Below are 12,860 nucleotides of genomic sequence, written 5' to 3' on the forward strand. Positions count from 1 at the left end.
GGGGAAGTCTCACCGGTATCTTCTCCCTCGGGGCATGGGTGGCAACCGAAGGAGCGCGGGCCTCCGGCCCGCGTGTTTTGACTGCTTTAGCCGCACACACCGCTGAGGGAATCAGCGGAGCTGCTCCCGCGCCCCCGGCGGGTCGGAGACCCGCGCTCCATTTTGGCCCTTGCCCAAGGAAGCGCGGGAGCCGCATTGTTTGGTGCGGCGGCAAGGCGGAACCCTCGAATTCGGATTGCGGATTGCGGAATGGCGGTGAAATCCAAAGCGGTGTCGCCATCCGCCCCGTTCTCCCCCGGCGGTTGCCACCGCACCAAATTTTCCCGCGCCGTCCTGTTTGAGACTCGTTACACCTACGTTTGCGGTTGGGCGACCATGGGAACCCCCGAACCGCCGCTTCCAGCTTGAACCAAACCGAACTTGATGCAGCCTTGGGGAAATGCTTGCCGAGGAGAATTCTGTTTGACGTCAGGTTATATCACACCCAAGCTGAAGATCGTTATGTCGCGGAAGATTAATTTTACACTGTTTTTAACCAGTTTTTCGGAAACCTTTGGCCTTGGGCGCAAAGTAGCGCTTGGAGCCGTGATTGTGGTTAGTTTCTTGATACTGACAGCGGTGGTTGCGTTTGTGGAATCAGCGCCGCCAAGCACCCTGACCATCATCAGCGGTCCGGTCGGAAGCAGCTACCACACCAACGCGGAGAAATACCGGCTGATCCTGGCCCGCAACCATGTTAAGGTAAAGGTGTTGACCTCGCGAGGTTCGATCGAAAACCTGCAAACGCTGAATGCTCGGTCGAGTGGCGTCCAGGTCGGCTTTGTGCAAGGCGGCATGACCAACGGCATTGACCTGGATCGGCTGGTCTCCCTCGGCAGCATTTCCTATCAACCTCTGATGATTTTCTACCGGGGCACTACGACGGTGGAGGTGCTGTCCGGGTTGGCAGGGCGGCGGTTGGCGATTGGCGCCGAGGGAAGCGGGACGCGGGTGCTGGCGTTGACACTGCTGGCCACCAATGGCATCACCGCCGGCGGGCCGACCACCTTGGTTGATCTGGAGGCCGAAGAAGCCGCCCAAGCCCTGATCGAAGGCCGGGTGGATGCAGTGTTTTTGATGGGCGACTCCGCCTCGTCACGGATCATGCGCAAGCTGCTCCATGCGCCAGAAGTCCACCTGCTCAGTTTCAGCCAAGCCAACGCTTACACGCGCCGCTTCCGGTTTTTGAACAAACTGGAATTACCCAAAGGGTCCATTGATTTTGGCCGGAACCTTCCCACCCAGGATGTGTACCTGATTGGCCCGACGGTGGAGTTGGTGGCGCGGGCCGATTTGCATCCGGCGCTCTCCGATTTGCTGTTGGAGGCAGCGCGGGAAATTCATGGCAACGCCAGCCTATTACAGAACCGGGGTGAGTTTCCCGCACCACTCGAACACGATTTTCGCATCAGCGACGACGCGGCCCGCTTTTACAAATCCGGCAAAAGCTTTTTCTACCGGCATTTGCCATTCTGGCTGGCGAGCATGGTGAACCGCATCCTGTTGGTCTTTGTACCAATGGTGCTGGTGATAATTCCCGGGCTGCGCGCGCTTCCCGCCATGTACCGTTGGCGGATCAAGCTGCAGATCTACCGTTGGTATCGGGCACTGCTGCGGCTCGAACGCGAATTGGCCGATAGTTCGCCCGAGGCCAGGCGGGAACAACTCCGACGGCTCGACCATATTGAGGAGGCGGTCCATAAACTCAAGGTGCCAGCGTCGTTCGCCGATCAGTTCTACGGTTTGCGCGGGCATATTGATTATGTGCGGAGCCGGCTGGGCAATGGCGGTGCGAAGTAGTGATAGACGGACCAGCGTCAGCATCAGAAACAATTTATCATCGTGCCATAACCGCAACTGCCTTTTAATCATGAACCCATTATGACTAACAACTTGCGTATCGTTCTGAGTTACCTATTGGCGGGCCTGTGCTTCGCAGCCTACCCGGCAGCATTGGATGCCGCTAGAGGGACACCGGTGATCTCCGGTTCGTTAAAGCCCGTCGGCCAGCCTGAATTCCATCGCGCCGAGTTGGTGACGGTGGCGAACCAACCGTTTGCCAAAGCCTGGCGCGTGCAGGTGCTGAGTAAGACGGAGCACACCTATGAGGTGCAACTGCAAGCCGCCAGCCAGGCCCCGGTCAAGCAAGGCGACACGCTGCTGGTTACGTTATACGTCCGCTGCCTGGATTCGCGGGATGAAACCGGCGAGGGGCGAGTCGAGGTGGTCTTTGAAAATAATCGGGCACCCCACGCCAAGTCCCTTGCCGCGCCGGTCGCCATCGGTCGAGACTGGCAGCCAATCACACGCGCATTCAAGGCTGGCGAAAGTTATGGCCTCGGCCAGGCGCAACTGTACGTGGCGTGCGGGTTCTACCCACAGACGCTGGAGATCGGCGGCGTCACCCTGCAAAATCTCGGACCCAATGCCGACCCCAAGCCATACCAGACCAATGAATACGCCTACGACGGCCAACGCCTGGATGCCCCATGGCGTAAGCAGGCGGAGGCGCGCATCGAGCGTTTGCGCAAAGGGGATCTGCGCGTGGAAGTGACGGATCGCGCGGGCCGGCCCATGGCGAACGCGGACGTGCAGGTGCGCATGTTGCGCCACGAGTTCGGCTTTGGCTCCATCGTCACATCCAAGCTGATTACCGAGGAATCCCCCAACGCCGCGAAATACCGCGCAACCGTGTTGAGGCTTTACAATAAAGTGGTCTTTGAAAACGATTTAAAATGGCAGGGCTGGGAAAACCCGGACAACCAGGCGCAGACACTGCGGGCGCTGCACTGGCTGCAAACTAACAACCTGGCGGTGCGCGGGCACTGTCTCGTATGGCCGAGTTGGAAAAATCTGCCGGGCGATCTGCGCGGATTAAGCCGCGACCCCGCCGCCGTGCGCCAGCGCATCGCTGACCATATCACGCAGGAGGTGGGGGCGGTACGCGGACGGATCGTGGAATGGGATGTGCTCAATGAACCGTACATCAACCACGACGTGATGGACCTGCTGGGTAAAGACATCATGGTGGACTGGTTTAAACTGGCGCGGCAGGCGGACCCGAAACCCAAACTGTACATCAATGATTTCTCGATCCTATCCGCCGAAGGACGCGACACCAAGCACCAGGCGCATTACGAACAGACGATCAAATTTCTAAAAGACAGTGGCGCACCCATCGCAGGCATCGGCATGCAGTCGCATTTCGGCACCCAGGCCACGGCACCCACGCGGATGCTGCAGATCCTAGACCGGTTCGGAGCGTTCGGCCTGGAAATCCAAGGCACCGAGCATGATATTGACACGACCGACGAGCAGTTTCAGGCCGATTTCACGCGGGATTATTTGACCGTCATGTTTAGCCATCCCGCCGTGGTGGGGGTGCTATCCTGGGGGTTCTGGGAGGGACATCACTGGCGGCCCAACGGCGCCTATTTCCGCAAGGACTGGTCGGTGAAACCCGCCGGCCAGGTGTGGATGGACCTCACTTTAAAGCAATGGTGGACCGACGAGCGGGGCAAAACCGGCAGCACCGGCATGTATCCCGTGCGCGGTTTCCTGGGCCAGTACGAAATCACCGCCACCGTCAACGGCAAAAAGGCCGTGCTCCAAGCCGCACTGCCCCGGCAGGGAGCCACCGTGCGGGTGGTGATGGAGTAACTGCCGACAGCAACATGAACACTCGGTCGCAACGTGAATTCGATTGATTTCAGCGTTGACGCGCGACATCTGGCCGATAAGATGTACTTAATGTTGCGGGCAACAATGCCCCATGAACCTGAAATATAACGAATACTATGCCAGTTAAAATAGCAATTAATGGATTCGGCCGTATCGGCCGTTTGGTCTTCCGCGCCATCGCGGAACAAGGTCTGCTCGGCAAAGACGTCGAAGTCGTTGCCGTGGGTGATATTGTCCCAGCCGACAATCTCGCCTACCTGCTCAAATATGACTCCACCCAAGGCGCCTTCAAGGGCCAGGTGAGTTCCAAGAAATCCGCCCCCGACAAAGCCGAGGACGATATCCTCGTGGTCAACGGCGCGGAAATCAAGGTCGTCAGCGCCCGCACTCCGGCGGAACTGCCCTGGAAAGCATTGGGCGTGGAACTGGTGATCGAATCCACCGGGCTCTTCACCGATGCCGCCAAGGACAACGCCAAGGGCTGCTACGGCCACATTCTGGCTGGCGCCAAGAAAGTCATCATCAGCGCCCCGGGCAAGAACGAAGACATCACCGTGGTCATGGGCGTGAATCATGAGAAGTATGATGCCGCCAAGCACAACATCATCTCGAACGCCTCCTGCACCACCAACTGTTTGGCCCCGGTGGTCCATGTGTTGATCAAGGAAGGTTTCGGCGTGGCCGAAGGTCTGATGACCACCATCCATGCCTATACCGCCACCCAGAAGACGGTGGACGGCCCGAGCAAGAAGGATTGGAAAGGTGGCCGTACCGCCGCCATGAACATCATCCCCTCCACGACTGGCGCCGCCAAGGCCGTGGCCTTGGTGCTGCCTGAAGTCAAGGGCAAGCTCACCGGTATGGCTTTCCGCGTGCCGACGCCGACCGTCTCCGTGGTGGATTTGACCGTCAAGACGGTCAAGGACACCAGCTATGCGGAAATCTCCGCCGCGATCAAGAACGCCAGCGAAACCTACATGAAGGGCATCCTGGGCTGGACCAACGACGAAGTGGTGAGCACCGACTTCACCCACTGCCAACTGAGTTCCATCTTCGACGCCGGTTCCGGCATCGAGCTGAACAAGAACTTCTTCAAGCTCATTAGCTGGTACGACAATGAATGGGGTTATAGCTGCCGCGTCGGCGACCTCATCAAGTACATCCTCAGCAAGGGTCTGTAATCCAAGGCTGATTTTTCAAAACCGGCGACTGGCAACAGTCGCCGGTTTTTTATTGTGGAATGCGCAGTGGAATCCCGAAGTCCGAAATCCGAATTCCGAGATCCGAAAACACGCCACCGCCATGAGGGGAGCCACCGACGCCTGTGGCCGTCGTCGGGCTGGAAAAACGCCGCGTTTCAACGTGAAACGCGAACCGGCCACCAACCGCGTGCCAGCCCTCGGATTCCGGCTTCGGAATTCGGTATTCTTTCGGTTTTCGGCCCTCGGATTTCGGATTTAGCTGGCCCCCATTCCATTCAAAATAACGAGGAACCAAAAAGAATGCTTGTTGCAGGTTCAGTTACGGACTTATCAGTACACTGAAATAATCCGTGGCGGAACGCTGGGTAAAAAAAGAGGGAAGGCTTGCGCCTTCCCTCCATTGTTGTGTGCATTCAGCCGTCCGTGCGAGTAAAATTATGGTGCCGTCGCCGAACCGAGGCGGTAGAACTTCAGATGGTTGGTGGCGGCGTAGTCCCGCAATATCACCGCGCCGTTCACGTTCGTGACGCCACTGCCCTCCACCAGCGTCCAAGGACTGCCCAGGCTGAGGCTGGTGCGTGATTCAAGCCAGTAGGCGCGGTTGGGTTCCGCCTGGATGCCCAAGCCGAGTTGCCCACCGGTGAAGTTGGTCATCTTCGGCGTCACCACCGTATAGTTGACGACCACCAGCGCGTTGGAACTCAGCACAACCCCATTTACGTTGCTAACCGCCACCAGATAGTACCCGGCCTGGTTCAGGCCAAGGTTGGTGATGGTAACCGTGGAATTGGTGGCGTTGGCCACCGGAGTATTGGTATTGAAATACCACTGATACGTGTTGGGCGCGCCGCACAATACCCCGGTGGTACTGACGCTCAGGGTCACGTTACTGCCCAGCGCCACTGAGTTGGAAGGTGTCGGGTGCGTGACCACCACCGGCAGCGTGGTGTCATTCACCGTAACCGTGGCAAAAAGGCTGGTCACCGAGCCATAAGCATTGGCAACCACCACGCTGTATTTGCCCGCATCGCCGCAGGTAATACCACTCTTGGACAGCGCGGTATTGGTTTTCAGGGTAAGCGCACTATTCGTGTTGTAATACCACTGATAGGTCAACGGTTGGTCACCTGCCGCAACGACGGAGAGGTTCAACGTGCCGCCAACAGTGACTTGGGTATCCACCGGCGGCGTGGTAATCGCCGGTGCGGGATTGACTGAGACAAAGCTCAAACCAACCCTCAGATTGTCCACCGTCAACGTGCCTCCGCCAACCGCCTGGCGGAACGCATAGGCAGTGACATTGATGGGATTGTTGATTTGGGTTGGCCGATTGGAAACATCGTCGGCCGTGACACTGGCAGAAGCTTCCGAACTCGGACCCACCCACAAGGTGGCAATTCCGGTGGCCGGCACGAACCGGGTGACCACGGTGTAATTGACATTCGTCTGGAGGTCCACCGGCAATTGGGCGGTGGAATTAGTGCCGCCATCACCGTTGGCAATGCCAAGCCGGAACGAGCCCGGAGTGGCATTGATGGTGCTCGCCCAAACCCGCGCGCCGAAGCCGCTACTGGCGTCGGTGCCATCATCCTTGAAATGCGCGAGGTAGGCCCCGCCCTCGGTGGGCAGGATCGAGAAGTTCACCACGAATGAACTGTAAAGCACCGTCGAACTATTGGTGCTGTAAGGAGCCCCAATGAGGCGCACGTTGATGTCCTCCGTCTTGGCATCGGTCATATTCAATTTACCCGAGGTGACATCCACCTGACCAAAGGCACCGCTATGGCTTCGCCAGAAATTCGGCGCAGTGTTCACAATGACGCCATCCGGATAATCAAAGAACTCATTGAGAATCACGTTGGTATCCGGAGTGACCACGAGCGCAAACGCGGTGCTGGCAGTCTTGCCACCGGCATCGGTGACCGTAATAGTAATCGGCGTCGCGCCTTTGGCTCCCGTGACAGGCGTGAGGGTCACCGTACGATTTGAACCCGAGCCACCAAAAATGATGTTCGCATTGGGCAACAAGGCCGCGTTGACCGAACTGGCGGACAGCCCCAATTGATCCACCGGCGCGTCGTCGCCAATCGTGAAGGGAATCGTAATCGGCGTACTGACAAGCGTATTGGTGACCGGAAGTTGGGTGATGCTCGGCGGCAAATTCGCGGGCAACACGGTGAGATTGAACCAGGTTTTGCTCACGTCGCCAACAGCGTCAGTCACGGTAACCAGAATCGGGGCGACACCGTCAATACCAACGGAGGGAGTGATGGTGAAACTCCAATCAGAACCATTTGCGGTCGGGGTGCTGATAGCACCATCAGCGATGACATTTTGGTTGAGGGAAACAGCCGTGACCGTCAAAGGCCCCGTGCCACCCACCGTGACGGTGACATTAGCGGCCGTGTCATCCACCGTACTCTGGTTCGTGAGCACGCTGAGGGTAGGCGGAACATTGGCGTTGGTGATGGCATCCGCCGTGAAGTTGACCAGATCATAGCTGACCGTGCCGCTGGTGCCATAACTGGCAGTGAGCCCCACATATTTGTCGTTGTTGGTCATGCCATAATTGGCGGTGCTCTCAAATTCGGTCACGATGCGGATGGCAAAGTTGGGGTTATCCCGCACGCCGGGGAAACCAGCCAAACTGAAGGTGTACGGGCCATCCCAAATTTGAGCACCCGCAGGGTAGGTGGAACTGGCCGGATAATCAATAAAAGTGGTGCCGTTGGTCGTGTATTGCAACCGATAGTACTTGCTGGAGGTGGTGGTAAGACGCTGGTAGAAACTAACTCCGACATTTTTCAAGCCGGCAAGGTTGGCACTGAATTGAACCCCAGCCATCTTATTGGAGGTTCCCACCGGAGGATACGTACTCGTGCCCCAGTATTTATTGGTGGGCATGCCAGAATCATACGCCGTGCCGCCAGCGGGTAGGAAGCCATTGGTGCCCAAGCCCGCCAGTGACGCGATACCGGTTCCAAACGTCGGTTCGGGGTTGGTGTAGTTAATAGTAGTATTGAAATCCCAAAGCAGGAACGTGCCGCTGGCACTCACGCTCATGGTGGCAACCGAACTGGTGACCGAACCGGATGGATTCGAGACAATCACGATGTAATCGGCAGCATTGCCGTAACTGACGTTGGTGATGGTCAGGATGTTGGAATTCACCCCGCTGAACTGGCCACCAGCCACAAGGTTTACACCATTACTCTGCCATTGATATTGCAACGCTGGCGCGCCGGTGGCCAGAGTCGAAGCAGAAACGGTAAACTTGGCCGTCGAACCGAGAAAATTCGTCTGGCTCTTCGGCTCAGTGGTGATTTGCGGCAGCGGACTGGTCACGAGGAGGGTAGCGACCGCACTATTGGTACTGCCAAAAAAGTTGGTAACAATGACCCGATAATCGGCTGAATTAAAGGAAGCAAGATTGGTAATGGTCAGCGTATTGGTAGTTGCGCCGCTGAACTGCCCGCCATCGGACAGGTTCACCCCGTTGCTCTGCCACTGATAATGTAACGGAGCAGTACCGAACGCGGTAACGGCAAAGGTCACCGAGGAACCCGGCCAGTTGGTGGAACCTTGCGGGTCGCTCACGATTGGGGGAGTGCCCACAGACACAGTTGACGTCACCGCTATATTGTCTAGGGCAATCTTGGGACGCGAGCCCGTGGGCGAACCCGTGGAACCACCGGTACCATTATTAAAGTAGAAGCGAATCCGGGTAGTGGGCATGCCGTTGAAGGAAGCTGGCAAGGCGATGGCGGTCATGGAACCACTGCCAGCCACATTATTCACAAAATTCAAAACTGCCGCAGAGGTAAGCTCGGTCCAGGTACTCCCGTCAGGGCTGGCATATACCCGCAATGAAGCCGCCCGGTTCCCGGTGCTATTAAACACCACCACCCAGTCGAAACTGAGTGTGCCGGCATCGCGGCCAGTGAAATCCAACAACAGGTCAATGGCATCAGCAGAGGTGTTATCGGTGCTGCCAGTGGCTAACAGGACGATATTGCTGGTGCCCTTCTGTACGCCACCAGATGAGCCGGACGCAAAGGTCGCCGTGCTGGTTGTCGTCTTCTTCCCATCGGGTATCGTGCCGGTAGCATTCACGGCCACGCTAGTCCAACAACTCGCGCCGATGCCAAAAGTAAAATTATTGTCCCAGTTCGCGACATCGTTGAAATTCTCAAGGTAATTGCCGCTGGCCATCGGGTAGGGTTGAGTGGGCACCACCGGATTGGTGAAGAGCAGCGTGACCACAGAACTCGTAATCGCCCCCGCCCCGTTGGTTATGACGATCGAGTAATTACCCGAGCTGGCCTTGGTAGCGTTACTCAGCGTCAGCGTGTCCAAATTGGTGCCCAGCACATACGTGCCGCCAAACAAATTGGTGCCACTCAAGCGCCATTGATAGGCCAACGGGGAAGAGCCGGTAGCGACCACCTGCAACGCAACCGTGCTGCCAACCAAATTCGTCAACCCCAAGGGCTGCGTGGTGATTTGCGGCGGCGCGGACACCGCCAAGGTAACCGGCCCGCTGGTGACCGATCCAGCGACATTAGAGACAACCACCGTATAGGAACCGGCATTGGTAGCGACCGCCGGATTGATGGTCAGGGTGGTGGTGGCGGACCCACTAATGGAGCCACCATCCGCAAGCGCCGTGCTGCCAAAGAACCATTGATACGACACCGGCGACGCACTGGTAGCGCTCACCGTGAAGGAGGCGGAATTGCTGAGGGAAACAGTTTGGGACGCAGGCGTGACGGAGACAATGACCGGCGGAGCGGCAGTCACCAACAGGGAGGCAACGTAGCTGGTCACTGATCCCGCTGCATTGCCGACGATCACGGAATAATCGCCTGAACTGCCAAGCGTGATGCTGTTGAGGGTAAGGGTCTCAAGGTTAGTCCCAAGCACGTTGGCACCACCAAACAGGTTCGTCCCGAACAATAGCCATTGATAAGACAGCGGGGCGGAACCGGTGGCAATCACCTGGAACGCAACATTGGAACCCACCAGATTCGTCTGCCCAACCGGTTGCAGGCTGATTTGCGGGGCGACCAGCGCGGTGGTCACCACCAAGGAAACCGGTCCACCGGTAACCACCCCGGCCAGATTGGAAACAACCACCGAATAGTTACCCGCATCGCCGGAACCCACCGGATTGAGGGTCAACACATTGGTCGTGCTGCCAGAAACATTGCCACCATCCGCCAGCGGCGTGCTGCCAAAGTACCATTGATAGGAGGCGGGCACCAGGCTGGTGGCGTTGACCGTAAAGGAAGCGGAACTGCCTGACACGGAGGTTTGGGATGCCGGGGTCACGGACACGATGACCGGGGGAGCGGCAGTGACCGTGAGCGTGGCCACAGTACTGGTGGCCATGCCGACGCTGTTGGAAACAATCATGTGGTAGTAGCCCGCATCACTCAGCGCCAAGCTGGAAATGAAAAGTTGGTTGGTGGTCGAACCGCTGATCCGTCCGCCATCGGCAAGCAGATTACTATTGAAATACCAGCGATAGTCCACAGGAGTACCAGTCGCTACCACTGAGAAGGTTGCATTACTACTGATTCCCGCTACCAGACTCTGTGGAGGTGTGTCAATGGAAGGCGGAACGACTGCGGCATTCGTAATGGACACGGTCGCGACAGCACTGGTCACCATTCCCAGCAGATTTGAAATAACCACAGTATAGTCTCCAGAATTCCCGATTATGGCGGAGGAGATGGTTAAAACATTGGTTTTGGCACCAGAAATATTCGCGCCATCGGCGATATCGGAGCCGTTCTTGCGCCATTGGTAGGCGAGTGGTTGTGCCCCCGTGTTCGTGACCGCCAAAGTGATGGTGGTCCCAACGACGTTGGTCTGGCCTTGGGGCTGACTTGTGATTACCGGTAGCATAACATCCTCCCAAACGGTTCCCACCACCAAATCATCCAGCAGGATGTAGCCTTCTCCGGTAGCCTGCCTAAAAGCAAATTGCGATACAGTCACTGCGGATGAATCAGTTGAAGTCGTGCTAGCGTCAGTTTCCGAAGTGGGGTTGACCCAAAAGGTGGCCAGCGATGTTGTATTAGTTATCCGCAAAATAACGATATAATCCACATTGGTACTCAGGTCGCTGGCAAGGGTCACAGCCGTTCCCGTCGCCGCCGCGATCCCTAAGCGAAATTTTCCCGCCGCCGCACCGCTGGTGGACGCCCACAATCTGCCCTTAAATAATGAGGTTCCAGTATCCTTGAAGAGGGCAAAATAGGCTCCCGTAGTAATCGGCAGATCACGCATCTTCATTTTGAACCGGGCGTAAAGGCGCCCTGAAGAATAGGGCGCACCCGACAGGGTGGTTCCCACATCAGGCGCCAAAGACCCGCTAATATTTAATACTCCATTGGTCACGTAAGGGCTGTCCCCCGCGCCGCTGTAATTCGCCCACCTGGACCCAGCAACGTTGGTGAGGCTTCCATCGGAATAACTGAATGTATCAACGAGCACTGTAGCCGCATTGACGTTAATGAAAACGCCGCAGCACAGCGCGGCAAAACATATCACATTCGTTAATTGTCTATTCATATTATAATTAATTCTATTCTGTTGCTGTATTTGACCCTCTTTCACAACCTTCCGTCCTGTTTACACCATAACTCACCGCCAGCTACATACTGTCACCTGATTGTTCGTTCTGTGCGGCGGAAAAGTGACGATTCTGTTAAAAAAACGCCGGCCACCCTTTTTATTTGGGCGTGGTGGGCGTCGGGTACCAATAAATTTTGGGGGGCGGATTGATCGCCCATTCGACCGCTGCCGAATCTTGGGCGACCGAGCGCAAAAACTCATTGGTCCGAGCCGACCGACCGCTGCCGTCACACATGGCCAAGTTACCACGGGTGCGGTTGTCATGCAAGCCGGTGGCATATTGCCCAACCACGTTGGATTGCGCCGCACCTCCAGTGGCAGAATTTCCATCCACTTCCGCCATAAAAACCGTATCCGAAGGATTAACGACTGCAGTTAATTTGGTGTTGGTTACACCATTCACTCGCGTGCTTTTATTAATGCACAGGCGACCATTCTCACCGTACATGAAGAAGGCTTTATTCAGAGAGGGGTTAAACCCGGTTGGAGCGGGAGCGGTGGGGCATACGAAAATGGAGCTTTTGCCAGGCAACGGAATATTGGTTTGCTGATACAACGCCACCAACGTCGGCTGATTGGCAACCTTCGCCACCGCATTATACCAAGCGTCCGCATTTTGCGGATCGTTGATGGTAGCGGTTGTGTTGCCTTCCTCCGGCACCTGATCCTCGTTGTCATCAGTGTACATACGGAATGCGAGGCCCCACTGTTTTTCGTTGTTGAGGCAGGTGATGGCCTGGGCTTTGGCCTTGGCCTTGGCGAGCGCGGGCAGCAGCAGCCCGGCCAGAATGGCGATGATCGCGATTACCACCAACAATTCAATAAGTGTGAACGCCCGGCGCATAGCCGGACTCTGCGACTGCAAATGACTATTCTTATTCATACAAGGCAAACACAACAATGCCGATAATAGCTATTCCAAAGGATTTTTGCCATGGTACCGGCCAACAGATGCGTACAATGCCAAAGAATAAGCGATAGTCAAGTGACGGTCTGGTAAACTTATTCACCGGATTCACCGTTGTTCACCGGGCGGAAAAAGCAGGGGTGAACTCAGGGCTGCATCAAGCGCGGTTTGGTTCAAGCTGGAAGCGGCGGTTCGGGGGTTCCCATGGCCGCCCAACCGCAAACGTAGGTGTACGAGTCTTAGACATGACGGCGCGGGAAAATTTGGTGCGGCGGCAATTCCGCAATCCGCATTCCGAATTCGAGAGTTCCGTGCCCCCTCACCCTAACCCTCTCCCTTATATGTTCCCTGCGATGAATTTGATCACAAGCGTCATGATTGTCCGGCAG

Annotated in this window: 5 protein-coding genes; 3 read left to right on the forward strand and 2 right to left on the reverse strand. The window is 56.7% G+C overall.

The features are described 5' to 3' along the window. The first annotated feature begins 501 nt into the window (after nt 1–501). From WCO56_25425 to gap, 3 genes are all read left to right on the forward strand, one after another. A complete protein-coding gene (locus tag WCO56_25425; GenBank protein ID MEI7732938.1) occupies nt 502–1,839 on the forward strand; it encodes a TAXI family TRAP transporter solute-binding subunit in 1,338 nt (445 codons plus the stop codon). An 81-nt stretch (nt 1,840–1,920) separates the two neighbouring features. Beyond that, on the forward strand, nt 1,921–3,699 hold the full coding sequence (locus WCO56_25430) for an endo-1,4-beta-xylanase (protein ID MEI7732939.1): 1,779 nt from the start codon (nt 1,921–1,923) through the stop codon (nt 3,697–3,699). 137 nt (nt 3,700–3,836) lie between these two features. Further along, complete coding sequence (gene gap, locus WCO56_25435) at nt 3,837–4,901, forward strand: type I glyceraldehyde-3-phosphate dehydrogenase (GenBank protein ID MEI7732940.1); 1,065 nt, start codon at nt 3,837–3,839, stop codon at nt 4,899–4,901. A gap of 456 nt (nt 4,902–5,357) precedes the next feature. Here gap and WCO56_25440 read toward each other — a convergent pair whose 3' ends face one another. Continuing rightward, entirely contained in the window at nt 5,358–11,501 is a 6,144-nt protein-coding gene (locus WCO56_25440; GenBank protein ID MEI7732941.1) for an immunoglobulin domain-containing protein, read from the reverse strand. A gap of 160 nt (nt 11,502–11,661) precedes the next feature. Next, complete coding sequence (locus WCO56_25445; GenBank protein MEI7732942.1) at nt 11,662–12,447, reverse strand: type II secretion system protein; 786 nt, start codon at nt 12,445–12,447, stop codon at nt 11,662–11,664. Nucleotides 12,448–12,860: the final 413 nt, after the last annotated feature.

The sequence above is a fragment of the Verrucomicrobiota bacterium genome, from assembly GCA_037139415.1.
Classification (GTDB): Bacteria; Verrucomicrobiota; Verrucomicrobiia; order Limisphaerales; family Fontisphaeraceae; genus JBAXGN01.